Here is a 17,416-nt window from a genome sequence, read left to right as displayed (position 1 = left end):
GGAGTGAGTAGAAATGTCATCACCGACAATAAAAGATGTAGCAAAATTAGCAGGAGTCTCAATTTCTACAGTTTCAAGAGTTATGAACGATTCTAAGCCGGTAAGTCCTGAGGCGCGAAGAAAAGTAATCGATGCTATAAATAAACTCGATTTTAAACCGAACGAACTGGCTAGATCTTTAGTCATGAAACGGTCAAATTTAATAGGCGTTGTTGTAAAAGATATCGGCATATCCTATATGGCGCAGATTGTCAGAGGAATCGAAGAAATCGGCAGAATGTATAAATATGATATCCTTTTGTCCAGTACCTACGGCGATATCGAGCAGGAATCGAAGATCATGGATTTTATGCTGACAAAACAAGTAGAAGGAATTGTTATGATTTCTGAAGATACGAATCCTGAAGTTACTTATAAACTGAAAAATCAATCAGCACCTTTTATACACCTAGATAAGTTCTATGATTATGAAGACACCCATACGGTAAGTATAGATTATGTGAATGCATCTAAAGAAATGACGAACTATCTTATAAAACAAAATCATAAAAGAATTATATTCTTGGAAGAATCTACAGGTACAAAAATAGGTAAAGCAAAGCAAAAAGGGTATATAGATGTTATGGAAGAAAATGGTCTGGAAGCTATCATTATGAATGCTGCAGGAATTAATATCAAAGACGGTTACGATATCAGCGAGAAAATTTTAGAAAAAGCTGTAAAAGAAGACGTATCCGCAGTTTTCTGCGCCGAAGACGAACTGGCAATCGGTTTATTAAATTACTGTTATGATCATAATGTAAAAGTTCCGGAAAATATTTCTATAGCAGGGTTCGGCGATGTACCGCTTGCATCCATTTATAGACCTTCTCTTACAACTGTTCGAGAACCTTATTATGATATAGGTGCGGTATCTATGCGAAAACTTGTAAAAGAATTAAAAGAAAATCAAAAAATCATTGATAATACGATTCTTCCAAGCGAATTGATTGAAAGAGAATCGGTGTTAAAGATTTAATATAGTATAGGGGGATGATCTAAATAGGACAGATCATAGAAGCATTTATACTAGTTTTTTTAGCTGAGATGGGGGATAAATCTCAGCTATTGGCAATGACCTTTGCAACGAAGTATAAGCTTAAAATAGTAATACCGGGAGTGTTCTTAGGGATACTCTTGAATCATGGTATAGCTGTACTGGTAGGAAATTATATCAGCCGTTTTATTCCGATAAATTATCTGAGTTTCTTAGCTGCATTTGTATTTATCCTATTTGGATGGATGAGTTTAAGAATCGAAGAGGAGGAAAGCGGGGAAGATCAGTCTCTCAAAAACAGAGGGCCGATTCTTACGATAGCCATAACATTTTTCTTAGGAGAATTCGGAGATAAAACTCAGATAACAGCGATGACACTAGCTTCTGAGGCAGCAAATCCATTTATAATCTTATTCGGGACTGTTTCTGCTATGATGATGACAAGTATTTTAGGAATTTTTGTAGGAATGAAGATTGGTAAAAAAGTGCCGGAAAAAATGATAAAAATGGTATCTTCTTTTATATTTGTTTTCTTCGGATTGACAAAATTATATTCTTTAACGGGAATGAGTACTGTCTTTGTGATAGCATTGCTGACAGCACTTGCGGTAGAGATTTTATTATTGATTCGTTTTCAGAAAATGCAGAAAGACAACGAAGCGATACAAAATACAGCGGAGCTTTTATACCAGCAGAACAAACTGCTTTCAAATATGACTGAAACCATGTGCAAGGGCAAAGCTTCCTGCGGTGTTTGCCAGGGAGAAGCTTGCATGATCGGATATATTAAGGTGCTGCTGAAAGAACAAGAAAAAATGAACTTTGAAAACTTTAATCAAAGAGATTTTGCGACATTGATTAATAAAGGATATGGAGAGGATATGGTTTTAGACGCGTTATCCTTGATTATCTATAATTATGTCCGCTATGATTTTTGGAAAAATGAAAATTCCCTGAATAAAGAAGTACGAAGAGTTTTTGAAAGAATCCTTTTCGATAAGAGCTTTGATTATGACGGGGATTATAATGAATATATCCAAAAACTTCAAGATTCCAATCTCCAGCTCTCCGAAAAATTAAATACAAGAGTGGAGAAACGAAAGAATGGATAAACAGGAAAACGATATTTGATTTATTGTATTATTAGTGTTAAAATATTAATAAGAATACAAATTTAGGAGGTTCTCAAAAATGGTTGAGAAAAATGTAGTAGTTCAAAATGAAACAGGTTTGCACGCTAGACCTGCTGCATCATTAGTACAATTTGTTAAAAACTTCGATGGAAATGTCGAATTAGTAAAAGATGGCAAAACTGCAAACGCAAAAAGCATCTTTAATGTAATGGCATTAGGAATCTCAAAGGGTACAGAAATTACCGTTCGAGTAGATGGAAATAATGAACAAGAAAATTTAGATAAATTAATCGAATTCATTGAAAATTTAAATGACTAATATAAATAAAGGATGTCAGTCATCCTTTATTTTCTTTTAGATAAGGAAATTGTAATTAATTTCCTTTTTTCATTTTAAAGTATTTTAACCAGGTTAGGAGTGATAAAATGACAAAAAGCAAAAAAGGAATCGGATCCTCTGATGGAATAGCTGTTGGAAAAATCTATCTTCTGGAAAAAGAAGAGGTAGAAGTTACTTCTGAAAAAATAACGGAAGAAGCTAAAGAGAAGGAATTGAAACGGGTGAGCGAGGCTTTTGAAAGCTATACGAGAGACTTAGAGAATTCGAATGTCGATAGTGAAATTCAAAAGGAAGTTATTACAGCCCATCTAAGTATGCTGGAAGATCCGTTTCTCACCGAGTCGGTAGAAAACAAAATTACCGGCGAGAATCAAAATGCAGAATATGCGTTAAAAACATCTGTTGATGAAATGGCAGCGATGATGGAAAGCTTAGATGACCCTTATTTGAAAGAACGAGCAGCTGATTATAAAGATATTGGAGAGGGGCTTCTATATAAACTGGCAGGAAAAGAAAAAGCCGATCTTTCTAATCTTCCAAAAAACACTATACTTGTAGCAAAGGAACTGACACCTTCAGATACTTCCAATATGGACAAAGATTCAGTAATAGGTTTTGCGATGGATCTTGGGGGTAAAACAGCCCATGTTTCTATTATTGCTCAAACGCTAGGAATACCTGCCCTTGTAGGGATGAAGGATATTTCAAAAAACGTTCAAACGGGTCAAGATGCTATCATAGATGCATTTGAAGATAAAATGATATTAGATCCCGATGAAAGTGAGAAAAATGAATATTTAGAGCGTTCTAAAAGAATTCAAGAAGAAAAGGATCGTCTAGATAAAGGCAAATTTGATGAAGCTGTTACATTAGACGGACATACAGTAGAAGTTGTTACAAATATCGGAAATATGGAAGATCTTTCTCTAGGTCTTTCTCAAGGGGCAGAGGGAGTTGGACTTTTCAGAACAGAATTTCTCTATATGGAAAATGATCATTTTCCTACAGAAGAAGAACAATTCAACGTCTATAAAGAAGCTGCAGAAGCTTTAAAAGACAAGCCGCTTATTATTCGAACATTAGATATCGGCGGAGATAAATCCCTAAGTTATTTTGATTTTCCAGAAGAGGAAAATCCATTTCTAGGGTGGAGAGCGCTAAGAATCTGTTTTGACAAACCGGAAATATTCAGAGCGCAGCTAAGAGCTATTTTAAGAGCTTCTTTCTATGGAAACGTAAAAATACTCCTTCCTATGGTAATATCGGTTGAAGAAGTTAAGAAAGTAAATAGTTATCTAGAAGAACTTAAAAGCGAGCTCGAGAAAGAAGGGGTAGAGTATAACGAAAATATTGAAGTTGGAATCATGGTCGAAACTCCTGCCTCTGCACTCATAGCTGGCGATTTAATAAAATATGTTGACTATTTCAGCATAGGAACCAACGACTTAACTCAATATGTGTTAGCGGCAGACAGAGGAAACGAAAAAGTTTCTAATCTTTACAACACATACAATCCTGCAGTGCTGAAAGCAATAAAAATGGTTATAGACGCCTCCCATAAAGCAGGAAAGTGGACGGGTATGTGCGGTGGTTTTGCCGGAGATACAAAGGCTACAAAACTTTTATTAGGAATGGGTTTAGATGAATTCAGCGCTCCGGCTTCCAGTATTCCTAAAATAAAAGAAACGATAAAAAATATTACCCTTGAAGAAGCAAAAATATTTGCAGAAGAAATCATGAATATGGAGACAACAGGGGAGATAGAGGGAAGAATTAAAGAAGAGATGTAATGTTGAATTATGAACAAAAAAAGAAAGAGGCATTGCCTCTTTCTTTTTTTGTTTAAATTACATTTCGTCGATAAGAGCGTTGAATTCTTCAATAGCTGCATCAAATTCGTCAGCCATTTCATGCACTCTTTCCCAATAGTTGTCGTAATCATACCATTGTGCATTAAGCTCAGAAACTTCCATACCTTGCTGCTCAACCCAAGTATAGTATTTAAGATTATGGATTCTCTTTTTACCGTAGTAAGATAATTCTTCCATATGATCGATCTTAAGATCTTGGATTTGTTTGTAGTTTAGCATAGCATCTTGTTCGTTGAATTTGTGTCCTCTTGCTTCTTCGTACTCTTCAAGTCTAGATCCGTACATATCAGCAGAGTCAGTTAATACTGTGATTAATAGATCGTTTTCTGTTAATTCAAAGTATTTAGCAAATTTAACACACATTAAGATGTTAGCAGCTCCAGAAATACCGATTAAGTTCATTTTATCGATTGTTTCTTGAGAAACGCCTAGGCCTTTATAGAATTCATGACCAGCTTCTTCGTTGAATAATTCGAATTGTGCAACAGCATCATTATCGTCGATAGCCATAACCATATCTGTATTTTTACAGTTGTGTACCCATGGAATATGCTTGTCGCCGATTCCTTCGATTCTGTGATCTCCGTATCCGTTATATAGTAATGTAGGACATTGAAGTGCTTCACCAACAGCTAATTTAGAAAGAGGGTATTTTTTCTTTAAATAGTCCCCTGTAGCAGTAGATCCGCCAGAACCAGAAGTAACACAAACACCTGCGAAGTTTACATTAGAATCTTCAGAGATATAATGCTCAATGATAGACTCCATAGCACCTGCAGTAATATTGTAATGCCATAAGTGGTTTCCTAATTCAGCGAATTGGTTGAAGATAACAGCATCTGGTCTTTCTCTTCTTAATCTCCAAGTTTCGTCGTAAATTTCTTTTACGTTTGACTCAGATCCGTAAGTAGCGATTGTTTCGTTTGCTACTTCTTTTAACCAGTTGAATCTTTCAGCACTCATGTTTTCAGGAAGGATCGCAATTGATTTACATCCTAATAATTTTGAGTTGAAAGCTCCACCACGGCAGTAGTTACCAGTTGATGGCCAAACTGCTGAATGATATTCAGGGTCGAATTGACCAGTTACTAATCTTGGTACTAGACAAGCATAAGAAGCTCCTACTTTATGACATCCAGTTGGGAAGTACTTACCGCTCATAGCTACAATTTTAGCAGGAACGCCAGATACTTCAGATGGAATTTCGATATAAGTTGGAAGGTCGTTGAAAAGACCGCCTTCTAATTTTGGCTCGTTATACCAAGAAATTCTGTATAAGTTAAGTGGATCGATATCCCAGTTTCCGATTTTCTTAAGTCCTTCTTTGATTTCGTCAGGAATAAGAGAAGGGTCCTTCATTTGTTTTAGAGTAGGGATTCTAACTCCCTTTTCTTTCATAATTTTAGCAACTTTTTTACGTTGCTCTTCATTTACTTCAAGATTAATTAGATCATGATTTGCCATTGGTAAAATCCTCCTAGATTTATTTTTAATTATAATTAAATAATATAATTAACTAATTTTATTCGAATTTCGAATATTTTCCGTACCAAACAACATCTTTATAGTTTGCTTTATCGGTGTCGCCTTCGGTACTGATTAAAAGAACTACTGAGTTTTCATCTAAGCCCATTTTTTCTCGAGCATCTTTTAAATCATCGTTTGTCATAAGTTCATTTAAATATCCAAGAGATACAGCACCGCTTTCTCCAGATACGATAGATGGATCATTTTCAACAGGATTTGCATACATTCTCATGCCGTTTGCAGTAGCCCAGTCTGGTCCCTTGATATAAGCATCAGCATATTCGCCGATAACATCCCAAGCGATAGTCCCTGGTTCTCCGCAGGCAAGTCCTGCCATAATAGTGTCTAAATCACCTGTTACAAAGTGTCTTTCGCCGTCAGCGATTTCTGCTGATTTATAATAACAAGCTGATTCATTAGGCTCAACAATTAGCGTATATGGCATATCTTCTTTAGTAAGGTTTGTAATGACACCGCAAGCTCCGCCGGCCATTGCACCAACTCCTGCTTGTAAGAATACATGTGTCGGCTTCTCCAATTGTTCTCTTTCCATTTGTTGATAAGCTTCAAGGACTAAAGAAGCATATCCTTGCATAATCCATTTAGGAATATCTTCGTAACCTTCCCATGAAGTATCTTGGACTACAACCCAGCCTTTTTCTTCGCCGAGTTCTTTTACAAGTCGGATTGTATCATCATAGTTTACGTCTGTTACAGTGACTTCAGCACCTAATGCTTCTATGTTTTTAACACGATCTTCTGCAGCGCCTTTATTCATATAGATATAAACTTTTTGTTTTAGCTTTTCACCGACCCAGGCTACACCGCGTCCGTGGTTTCCGTCTGTACAGCTGATAAAAGTTACTTCCCCTAATTTTTCTCTAACTTCATCGGAAATCATTTCTTCAAAAGATAATTCTTCAATAGGAACACCTAGTTTTTCAGCTATGATATTTCCCATAGCATAACTTGCTCCTAAACCTTTGAAGGAATTAATGCCGAAACGAGAGGATTCATCTTTTACGTAAACGTTTTTCAATCCAACGCTTTTAGAGTAGTCCTTGAGTTCAGAAAGATTTGTTTCTGCATAATCAGGAATACTTTTGTGAAAATCCAACGCTTTTTGGATTTCCCTTTCAGAAAAATATTCTATGGAACCTGTCTGATCAAAGTTCTTATCTTTCTTCTGCTCGATAAATGAAAATTGACTCATAGTATCATCCTTTCAATAATTTAATTGAGCTATGTATATTATTTAAAAAGCGTATCTAGCAAACATTTTCCTAAATGGAGCAGATTCGCTTAAGAATAACCATACAGCTGTCTCAATTCTACCGTTTTTTAATTTTGGTGTCAATCATTAAATGATTAACATATTACATTAGTAAAGTGCTTTTCACTTAGATTCGGTTTATGTTATCATAAATATATAGATAAAACCTGGAGGAGAGTACTCTTAATATGTCTAACAACTATTCGAATTTTATTTATGATTACAATTTAAAAAAGAAGTATTTTCACGATATAGACCCTATTGCAGAAAAAAAATATGATATCGTTTTTATCTCATCGATGGCGGAAGGGTTTAGGCTTGATGAGTTTCAAGAAACAATCAAAAATATAAAATCTGCCGATATTGAGAAAGCTGGCTTGACAGAAGACGGCAGCTATTATTATTTATTCTGCAGGAAGGTAGGAGATCCAATAGCCGTATCGGAAGATTTTGAAGAATACGAAATAGGTTTTACTATCGGAAGCGATCTTAGAAAGTATCATGATGCGACGTCTCTTGCGGACACGAGCAGCTGGACGAAGGACTACGAAACAAAAATCAATCAAATTTTTCACGAATACGGGATACAGGATTATCACGGAGCAAATGATTACATTATTTTAGATCTTTTAACTCAAACAAAAAACTTGTTGAAAGATCGAGACAACATCAAACATCTTATTTATGAGAACTTGGATGATATTGAAGTAGGAGAAAACGGACAATATAATTTGATTAAACATGCATCCTTTTCCAATTCAGATCCGTTTTATGTTTTTCATAATATAAATAAAACAGGAGTAAAGAACGGTGCCTATGCAGCAGGCTTAATAGACGGATATTTTAAAGGCGATACACCAAATCTGTTTTTCAAATACTTGGTGATGTATACTCTAACAGATGCCTTCTATGAGATTATAGCTGATAAAAAAAGCCTTCCGGAAGAAGCGTTTAAGAAAACGATGGAAGAGCTGAAAGTTTATTACGATGATTTTAGCGAAATAAAACCAAAATGGTATCTTAGCTGCAGAAAAAATCTTATGCAATAAATGAAAAGGAGAATAAAAATATGAAAATAAAGCCGGTATACCGTCTTTGGATTGAAAATGACAAAGGGGAGAAAGTTTTCGGGAGAGGCCCTTATGAATTGCTGAAGAAGATAGAGGAGTGCGGTTCCTTAAACAAGGCTGCATCGGAATTGGGGATGTCCTACAGCAAAGCCTTCCAAGTGATTAAAAACTGTGAAACACATTTAGGAATAAAATTCTTGGACAGGGAGATCGGCGGTGTCAAAGGCGGCGGCTCAACACTGACAGAAGGCGGAGTTGAATTTATAAACCTTTATGAAAAAGTTTGTCAAGAAACGAGTGCAAAAATGGAAGAAATCACACAGGAACTCAACAAGAAAAGTTTTAATAATTAAGGCAGAGAAATAGTAGATCTGCCTCTTTAGCATTCACTTTCTCGACAGGTGCGGCTGCTGCGGAGAGCAGAAGCTGTCTTGAATTTTTAGGGCAGTACTTATTTGATTTGTGTGGTATAATGTTATTGTATATGGATAAATTCTCATATCCATCCTGGAAAACATTTCCGACCATTATTATGAATATTGGAGTATAAAATCCTATTCATAATTTCTTATTCTAAAAAATCCAAATAAGTTAACTATCCTTAAATTATAGAGGATGAACCAATTGCATAGATGAAAAAAGACAAAAAAGTCTTCCTTAATTAAACGAAGGCAGAGGTCGTGTAATTATTTTCAATGAAAACCTTTCACCAAATCGAAAATCAGTGTATAATTATAAGTAAGATACACTTTGTTAAGAAATAGGGCTGCAGTGCACTAAGATTCTTTAAGTTTGTGTTTCTGTCTAGTATTTATATTTGCCTGCTATACACTGCAAATATAAAAGCATTCCCGATTCGATTTTTCATTCTGCCTAGAAAGGGTTTTTGTTTCTAATTGTACTTTTAAAATTAGAAAAGCTTATTCAGATAAATGCATAAAATGAATTAAACTTATATATATTACGAGATGTACGGATTTCAGCTGCGGCTTCTCAGGAAAACAATCCTGTTTGATAAATTTCTTATTCATATTCTTGTCAATGAAATTTATCTGGCACCCCTTGAAATCGTTGCGATAATTGAATATAGTATTTAGTTGGAAAGTGATTTTTAAAAGTATTTGGAAAGGATGAGAATATGAAAGAAAAATATGAAATTACCTCTCTGGAGAATTCAGAGAACAAAGCATCGTTAAGATTTCTTGACGAACATGTAGCGAAGAAGACTGCAAAATACCATGGAAGTTTTCCTGCGTATGAGCCGACTCCGCTTCATAGATTAAAAGGACTAGCAAAATACTTAGGGGTGAAAGATTTATACCTAAAAGACGAGTCTTTTAGATTTGGACTAAATGCTTTTAAAGTACTAGGCGGCAGTTATGCAGTTGTGAAAATCATTGCACAAAGACTAGATATGGAAGTAGAAGATCTGCCGTTTGAAGTTTTGGTTTCAAAAGAAATTAAAGAAAAACTAGGCGAGATCACATTTGTAACAGCTACAGATGGAAACCACGGTAGAGGAGTTGCTTGGGCAGCGAATCAAATTGGTCAAAATTCTGTAGTATATATGCCAGAAAACAGTACGCAAGAAAGATTAGAAAACATCCGCAAGGAAAACGCAAAAGCGGACATTCTTCCTATGAACTATGATGAATGCGTTCGTTATGCAAATAAAATGGCAGAAGAAAACGGCTGGATTATGATTCAAGATACAGCATGGGAAGGATACGAAGCTATTCCTACATGGATTATGCAGGGATACCTTACAATGGCCTATGAAGCTTATCTACAATTAAGTCTTCATCAGTCAGTGCCGACTCATATCTTCTTGCAAGCAGGTGTTGGTTCTATGGCATCAGCAGTAACTGGATTCTTTGCAAGTGTTTACATGCAGAATTTGCCAGTGGTAACTGTAGTTGAGCCTGCAAAAGCAAACTGTCTTTACCAAACTGCTAAATATGGAAAAGGTGAAGATTTAGTATTCGTTACTGGAGAAATGGACACGATTATGGCAGGACTTGCCTGCGGCGAGCCATGTACAATCGGCTGGAATGTATTACATTCTTATGCAAGACATTTTCTATCCGTACCAGATTCCACAGCGGCACATGGAATGCGTATTTTAGGAAACCCTCTTAAGGGAGACGAAAGAATTATTTCCGGAGAAAGTGGAGCTGTAACAATTGGGGTTGTTTCTCAGGTTATGGAAAGACCTGATTTACAATATATAAAAGAAAGAATTGGTTTGAATTCTGATTCTGTAGTTCTATGTATCAGTACTGAAGGAAATACTGATGCACTTCGATATAGAGAACTAGTTTGGGACGGTTTGTATCCCAACGAAGAAGAACTAAGCTGGAACAAGAAGTAATTACAAACGATCAAAAAAAGAGAGGGGTTTTACAAATGAAAAATTTTAACGAATTATTGGAAGAACTGAAAGGTTATGAATTTTCAAACTTATACCATGACGACTTCCACCACACTTGGGACAAATCACAAGACGAGGTACAAGCTATTTTTGCAGTAGCTGATGCTCTAAGAAGATTAAGAGAAGAAAATATTTCTACTAGAATCTTCGATTCAGGATTAGCAATTTCACTTTTCAGAGACAACTCTACAAGAACTAGATTCTCATTCTCATCTGCAGCTAACTTATTAGGACTTGAAATTCAAGATCTTGATGAAGGTAAATCACAAGTAGCTCACGGAGAAACAGTTAAAGAAACAGCTAACATGATTTCATTCATGGCTGATGTAATCGGTATTCGTGATGACATGTATATCGGTAAAGGACATCAATATATGAAAGATGTTGCTCAATACGTTCAAGAAGGATACGATGCTGGAACACTTGAACAAAGACCTACAATTGTAAACTTACAATGTGACGTGGATCACCCAACACAATCAATGTCTGATATGCTTCACGTAATCAACCATTTCGGCGGTGTTGAAAACCTTAAAGGTAAAAAAGTTGCAATGACATGGGCTTATTCACCATCTTACGGAAAACCATTATCAGTACCTCAAGGTATTGCTGGTCTTTTCACTAGATTCGGTATGGAAGTTGCGCTTGCTCATCCAGAAGGATATGAAATTATGCCTGAAGTTGAAGAAATTGCACAAAAAAATGCTGAGCAATATGGTGGAAAATTTACTAAAACAAACTCTATGGAAGAAGCATTCAAAGATGCTGATATCGTATATCCTAAGAGCTGGGCTCCTTTCAAAGCTATGGAAGAAAGAACAGAACTTTATGGAAATGGCGATTTCGACGGAATCGATGCTTTAGAAGAAAAATTATTAGAGCAAAATAAACAACACACTGACTGGGCTTGTACTGAAGAGTTAATGAAATTAACTAAAGAAGGCAAAGCGCTTTACATGCACTGTCTTCCAGCAGATATCACTGGCGTTTCTTGTGAAACAGGTGAAGTTGACGAGTCTGTATTCTACAGATATATCGATCCACTATACCTAGAAGCAAGCTACAAACCATATATCATCGCTGCTATGATCTTCATGCAAAAAGTTAAAGATCCAGTTAAAACTCTTCAAAGATTAAAAGACGAAGCAAAACCAAGAGTTGGCGATTTATAAGAATCGGCAGCCAGATAATAAACGACAATTTACAGCAGAATAATTATATTAGGGGGATTGATCAATAATGTCAAATTTAGATTTCGATAAGATTAAACAAGCAGCCGAAGGTTATGGCGAAGATATGAATAAATTCCTTCGCGACATCATCAAAACATATGGTGAGTCTTGCGGAGAAAAAGAAAGAGTTCACAGAATCAAAGAAGAAATGGAAGCTGTTGGTTTTGATGAAGCTTGGTTCGATGATCAAGGTAACGTAATGGGTTATATGGGAACGGGAGAGAAAATTATCGCTCTTGACGCTCATATCGATACAGTAGGTATCGGAGAAATCGAAAACTGGGACTTCGATCCAGTTGAAGGTTACGAAAACGACATCGAAATCGGTGGACGTGGTGGTTCTGACCAATTAGGCGGAATCGTATCTGCTGTTTACGGTGCTAAAATCATGAAAGACCTTGGACTTCTTTCTGACAAGTACAAAGTATTAGTAGTAGGATCTGTTCAAGAAGAAGACTGTGACGGAAACTGCTGGTTATATATCATTGAGCAAGACAAGATTGAGCCAGAATTCGTAGTATCTACAGAGCCAACTGATGGTGGTATCTATAGAGGACACAGAGGAAGAATGGAAATCCGCGTTGACGTAAGAGGAGTATCATGTCACGGATCTGCTCCAGAACGAGGAGACAATGCTATTTACAAAATGGCAGACATTCTTAAAGAAGTTGAGCAATTAAACGAAAACGACGCTGAAGAAGGAACTGAAATCAAAGGCCTTGTTAAAATGCTTGACAAAAAATACAACCCAGATCACTATGAAGATGCTAACTTCCTTGGAAGAGGAACTGTTACTGTATCTCAAATCTTCTATTCTTCACCATCTAGATGTGCTGTAGCTGACGGATGTTCAATTTCTCTTGACCGTCGTATGACTGCAGGAGAAACTTGGGAAAGCTGTATTCAAGAAATTGCAGATCTTCCATCCGCTAAAAAACATGGTGCGAAAGTTTCTATGTACAACTACAACAGACCTTCTTGGACTGGTTTAGCATATGAGCAAGAGTGTTACTTCCCAACTTGGATTATTCCTGAAGATCACCCAGTGACAAAAGCTTTAGCTTTCTCACACAAAAATCTTTACGGAGATAACAGAATCGGACCTGACGCTGAAATGGAAAAACGTTCTGCTCGTCCATTAATCGACAAGTGGACTTTCTCTACAAATGGTGTTGCTATCATGGGTAGACATGGAATTCCTACTATCGGATTCGGACCTGGTGCAGAAGACCAAGCTCATGCTCCTAACGAAATTACTTGGAAACAAGATTTAGTAACATGTGCTGCAGTATATGCTGCATTACCAACTGTATATGTTGAAGGATTAGCTGAATAATCTTATCGAACAAACAAAAGTCATAGTAAAGATGAAAAACTGAATATAGGCTATGCCTATATTCAGTTTATCTTTGCTTGTTAACAAAGTAGAATAGAGGGATATTATATGGAAAAAACACGTGTTGTCTTAGCGTTAGGCGGAAATGCTTTAGGAAATTCTCCAGAAGAGCAGAAAGAAGCTGTTAAAATTACTGCACGCTCAATCGCGGACTTAATTGAAAACAATTTCAAGGTTATGATCGGTCACGGAAACGGTCCTCAAGTAGGAATGATCAACCTTGCAATGGAAACTGCAAGCAAATCTGAAGAAGGAACTCCTAGCATGCCATTCCCAGAATGCGGAGCTATGAGTCAAGGATACATTGGATACCATTTACAAAATGCTATCTACAATGAATTCATCCAAAAAAGAGGCAGAGAAATTCCAGTATGTTCTGTTGTAACACAAGTAGTTGTTGATAAAAACGATCCAGCATTCGAAAATCTTACAAAGCCAATCGGAAGTTTCTATACTGAAGAAGAAGCTAAGAAAATCGAAGCTGAAAAAGGATATACATTCAAAGAAGATGCAGGTAGAGGATATAGAAGAGTAGTGGCTTCTCCAAAACCAGTTGAAATCGTGGAAGACGAATCTATTCGCGCTTTATACGAAGCACATACAGTAACTGTTGCTGGCGGCGGCGGCGGAATTCCTGTAATCAAAAATGAAGATGGAACACTAGAAGGTGTACCAGCAGTTATCGATAAAGATTTTACAAGTGAAAAACTTGCAGAATTAGTAGATGCTGATGTTTTCATTATTTTAACTGCAGTTGAAAAAGTTGCGATCAAATTTGGTCAGCCAGACGAACAATGGTTAGATACTATGACTGTAGAAGAATGTGAAAAATATATTGCTGATGAAGAATTTGCAGCAGGTTCAATGCTTCCAAAAGTAGAAGCTGCATTAAAATTTGCTAAATCTAAACCAGGTAGAAAAACATTAATTACCTCTTTAGAAAAAGCAGCTGAAGCATTAGATGGAAAAACAGGAACATGGATTTCTTCTAAATAAGAAGAAGTCCTTATAATAATTTTTAGGGGGAACAGAATGAGCGAATTTATGAGAAAGATACCGTTCGAGCAATTGATGAACTGGTGTAGAGAAGAGTATAAAAAAGACGAAACAATTTTCGGCGTACATAAGGAAAAATTCTACTTCAGTAAATCTGGAAAAACTATGAAGAACGTGTTTGGCGAAGATATTACAACTCCAGTAGGTCCTGCAGCAGGTCCACAATCACAATTAGCACAAAATATTATTGCATCTTATTTAACAGGTGCTAGATTTATGGAAATCAAAACTGTCCAAGAAATCGACGGTAAAGGGATCCAAGACGCAGTACCTAGACCATGTATCTTTGCAGAAGATGAGTGCTACAACCAAGAGTGGTCAACAGAGCTTACAGTTCAACAAGCTTTTGACGAATATGTAAAAGCTTATGTTGCTATTCACGCATTAGCGAAAGAATTAGGAATCTCTGACAAAAAAGATTTCGCTTACAACATGTCAGTTGGATATAACTTAGAAGATATCAAGAAAGAAAAAACAGATACGTATATCAACAATCTTAATGATGCTTCTAATACACCTGCATTCAAAGACAGCGTTCAATGGTTAAAAGACAATTTAGATAAATTCGATAACCTTACTGAAGAAGATATCGATGCAATTAGTCCTGTTGTATGTAATACAGTTACTATTTCTACACTTCACGGTTGTCCAGCAGATGAAATCGAAAGTATCGCTTCTTATATGTTAACTGAAAAGAACATGGATACATTTGTAAAAATGAACCCAACTCTTTTAGGAATTGACAGAGCTCGAGAAATTGCTAATAAATTAAACTTCGACTATATCAGCTTCTCTGAAACAAACTTCGGACTTGACCTTAAATTTGATCAAGCAGTTGAAATGGTTGGAAGATTATTAGAATTAGCTGAAGAAAAAGGAAGAGTATTCGGTGTTAAAATCACAAATACTTGTCCAGTAGATACATTAAGAAATGAATTGCCAAATGACGAAATGTACATGTCAGGACGTTCATTATATCCACTTTCTGTAGCAACTGCATTATTAATTTCTGAGCCATTTGGCGGTAAATTACCAATTTCTTACTCAGGTGGAGCAGATGCATTCAAACTAGCTGATTTATTAAACTTAGGATTCCAACCTATTACAGTAGCTACAACTATCCTTAAACCAGGCGGATACTCTAGATTTAAGCAATTAGCTGAAATTTCAGAAGAAACTATGTTTGACTATAAAGGTGTTGATGTAGAAGCTCTTAAAAAATACTTTGATGAACTTCTTAACACTTGGGAAAACAATAAATTATATAGAGAAAAAGTAGGATCAAGAAAAACTGATTCTAAATTACCATTAGTTGACTGTTTCAAAGCACCTTGTAAAGATGGCGGATGTCCGATCGAACAACAAATTCCAGAGTATTTGAAACTTGTTGCTGACGGAAACTATGATGAAGCTATGAAAGTTATTGCTAACGATAACACAGCTCCTACAATCTTAGGACAAATCTGTGCTCATCACTGTCAAGAACACTGTACAAGAGTAGACTATGAAAAAACTCTTCAAATCAGAGACATTAAGTTAATTGCTGCTGACAATGCTCAAGATGCATTTGTTAAAAATATTAAACCAGCAGATATCAAATCTGACAAGAAAGTTGCCGTAATCGGAGCTGGTGCAGGCGGTATCGCTGTTGCTTCTTATTTAAGACGTAACGGAGTTGACGTAACAGTATTTGAAAAATTAGCGAAACCTTATGGAATTATCAGCCATGTAATTCCTGAATTCAGAATTTCTGATGAGCAAATCAACAGAGACTTTGCTATAGCAGAAGCTCAAGGTGTAAATTTCAAATTTAACACGGAAGTTACTGAAAACTATAGCGAACTTAAAAAAGATTATGATTATGTAGTAGTAGCAACAGGAGCTTGGAAAGCAGGAAATGCACCTGTTAAAGAAGGCGCTGAAAAGACTACAGATGCATTAGACTTCTTATGGAAAGTTCGTATGGAAGGCGGAGCAGATTTAGGTAAGAGAGTTGCAGTAGTAGGAGCTGGAGATGTTGCTATGGACTGTACAAGAACTGCTGCGAAACAAGATGGAGTTGAAGAAGTAGTATTAATCTACAGAAGAACTGAAAGCTACATGCCAGCAACACAAGAAGAAGTTAATGAAGTGAAAGAAGAAGGACATAAAATCATGGAATTAACTCAACCAGTTAGCTATGATGGAAAAGTTCTTAAATGCGAAGCTATGGAATTAGGCGCATTTGATGCTTCTGGAAGAAAATCTATTTCTGGAACTGGTGAATTCAGCGAATATGAATTTGATACAGTAATCGGAGCAACTGGTGCTAAAGTTGATACATCTGCATTCGAAGCAAATGGATTAAACTTAGACGATAGAGGCCGTGTACAATTACTTCCTACTAACGAATCCAGTGTTGAAAATGTATATGTAGTAGGAGACTGTAAAGCGGGTCCTTCTACAATCGTAAGAGCTATGGGCGATGCTAAAAAAGTAGCTATCGACATCTTAACAAAAGAAGGATTAGACAATGACTTCGAAAAATTCTCTGCTCCATTAGATGATCAAGACATTTATGCAAGAAAAGCATTCTTAGATCCAGTAAAAGAAGGCAAAGAAGAAGGAACAAGATGTTTACAATGTGATCATATCTGTGAAGTATGTGCAGAAGTTTGTCCTAACAGAGCAAACGTAGCCTTCAATATCGATGGATATGAAAACTTGCACCAAATCGTTCATATCGACGGAATGTGTAATGAGTGCGGCAACTGTGGAGTATTCTGTCCGCATGCTGACAACCCATACAAAGATAAAATGACTATTTTCTGGACATTAAACGACTTTGTTGATTCAACAAACAAAGGATTCTTAAGAATCAGCGAAGACACTTATAAAGTAAGAATGGAAAATGGAAATGTTGTAGATCATAAAATCGGCGATGGCAAAATCACTGAAGATATGGAAAACTTCTTAACAACATTAGTTAATGATTATGCATTTATGTGGGATCCAACTGACCATGTAACATTAGACGAGTGGGAAACACCAGTACAAGCGTAATTAATAGCA

13 protein-coding genes are annotated in these 17,416 nt (G+C 36.2%); 11 read left to right on the top strand and 2 right to left on the bottom strand.

Annotated features, from left to right (window positions below; translation table 11 throughout):
* Positions 1-13 precede the first annotated feature (13 nt).
* The 4 genes from ACTQ46_RS05230 to ptsP all read left to right on the top strand — a co-directional run bounded on the left by ACTQ46_RS05230 (position 14) and on the right by ptsP (position 4,299).
* Positions 14-1,018 (top strand): LacI family DNA-binding transcriptional regulator, encoded by a 1,005-nt coding sequence (locus ACTQ46_RS05230; RefSeq protein ID WP_441747866.1) that lies wholly within the window; start codon positions 14-16, stop codon positions 1,016-1,018.
* A gap of 23 nt (positions 1,019-1,041) precedes the next feature.
* Positions 1,042-2,148, top strand: coding sequence for a TMEM165/GDT1 family protein (locus ACTQ46_RS05225; RefSeq protein ID WP_441747913.1), 1,107 nt, complete (start codon positions 1,042-1,044; stop codon positions 2,146-2,148).
* A 79-nt stretch (positions 2,149-2,227) separates the two neighbouring features.
* Complete coding sequence (locus ACTQ46_RS05220) at positions 2,228-2,488, top strand: HPr family phosphocarrier protein (protein ID WP_441747865.1); 261 nt, start codon at positions 2,228-2,230, stop codon at positions 2,486-2,488.
* Positions 2,489-2,595: 107 nt separating this feature from the next.
* Entirely contained in the window at positions 2,596-4,299 is a 1,704-nt protein-coding gene (gene ptsP / locus ACTQ46_RS05215) for a phosphoenolpyruvate--protein phosphotransferase (protein WP_441747864.1), read from the top strand.
* Positions 4,300-4,356: 57 nt separating this feature from the next.
* Here the strand turns inward: ptsP and ACTQ46_RS05210 are convergent, their stop codons facing one another.
* Together ACTQ46_RS05210 and dpaL (ACTQ46_RS05205) are read right to left on the bottom strand one after the other, a co-directional pair.
* Entirely contained in the window at positions 4,357-5,844 is a 1,488-nt protein-coding gene (locus ACTQ46_RS05210; RefSeq protein WP_441747863.1) for a pyridoxal-phosphate dependent enzyme, read from the bottom strand.
* 58 nt (positions 5,845-5,902) lie between these two features.
* Positions 5,903-7,120 carry a diaminopropionate ammonia-lyase gene (gene dpaL, locus ACTQ46_RS05205; protein ID WP_441747862.1) on the bottom strand — a complete coding sequence of 406 codons (1,218 nt, stop codon included), beginning with the start codon at positions 7,118-7,120 and terminating at the stop codon, positions 5,903-5,905.
* Between the two features lie 248 nt (positions 7,121-7,368).
* Between dpaL (ACTQ46_RS05205) and ACTQ46_RS05200 the strand changes: the two genes are divergently transcribed.
* The 7 genes from ACTQ46_RS05200 (at position 7,369) to ygfK (ending at position 17,407) form a co-directional block, all read left to right on the top strand.
* The gene (locus tag ACTQ46_RS05200; protein ID WP_441747861.1) at positions 7,369-8,229 is read left to right on the top strand and encodes a hypothetical protein; all 861 of its coding nucleotides are present in this window, start codon (positions 7,369-7,371) and stop codon (positions 8,227-8,229) included.
* A gap of 20 nt (positions 8,230-8,249) precedes the next feature.
* The gene (locus ACTQ46_RS05195; RefSeq protein ID WP_441747860.1) at positions 8,250-8,603 is read left to right on the top strand and encodes a winged helix-turn-helix domain-containing protein; all 354 of its coding nucleotides are present in this window, start codon (positions 8,250-8,252) and stop codon (positions 8,601-8,603) included.
* 785 nt (positions 8,604-9,388) lie between these two features.
* Positions 9,389-10,621: a diaminopropionate ammonia-lyase gene (gene dpaL, locus ACTQ46_RS05190; RefSeq protein ID WP_441747859.1), complete on the top strand. Its 1,233-nt coding sequence runs from the start codon at positions 9,389-9,391 to the stop codon at positions 10,619-10,621.
* Positions 10,622-10,656: 35 nt separating this feature from the next.
* Positions 10,657-11,853: a knotted carbamoyltransferase YgeW gene (gene ygeW / locus ACTQ46_RS05185; protein WP_441747858.1), complete on the top strand. Its 1,197-nt coding sequence runs from the start codon at positions 10,657-10,659 to the stop codon at positions 11,851-11,853.
* Between the two features lie 67 nt (positions 11,854-11,920).
* Positions 11,921-13,249, top strand: coding sequence for a YgeY family selenium metabolism-linked hydrolase (locus ACTQ46_RS05180; protein ID WP_441747857.1), 1,329 nt, complete (start codon positions 11,921-11,923; stop codon positions 13,247-13,249).
* 108 nt (positions 13,250-13,357) lie between these two features.
* Entirely contained in the window at positions 13,358-14,305 is a 948-nt protein-coding gene (gene arcC, locus ACTQ46_RS05175) for a carbamate kinase (protein WP_441747856.1), read from the top strand.
* Positions 14,306-14,341: 36 nt separating this feature from the next.
* Positions 14,342-17,407, top strand: coding sequence for a putative selenate reductase subunit YgfK (gene ygfK, locus ACTQ46_RS05170; protein WP_441747855.1), 3,066 nt, complete (start codon positions 14,342-14,344; stop codon positions 17,405-17,407).
* Positions 17,408-17,416 lie beyond the last annotated feature (9 nt).

This window comes from Gallicola sp. Sow4_E12 (assembly GCF_052116305.1).
Taxonomy (GTDB): domain Bacteria; phylum Bacillota; class Clostridia; order Tissierellales; family Peptoniphilaceae; genus JBQKLI01.
The sequence above is the reverse complement of the archived record's forward strand: the minus strand, read 5'-3'. Positions and strand labels throughout refer to the sequence as shown.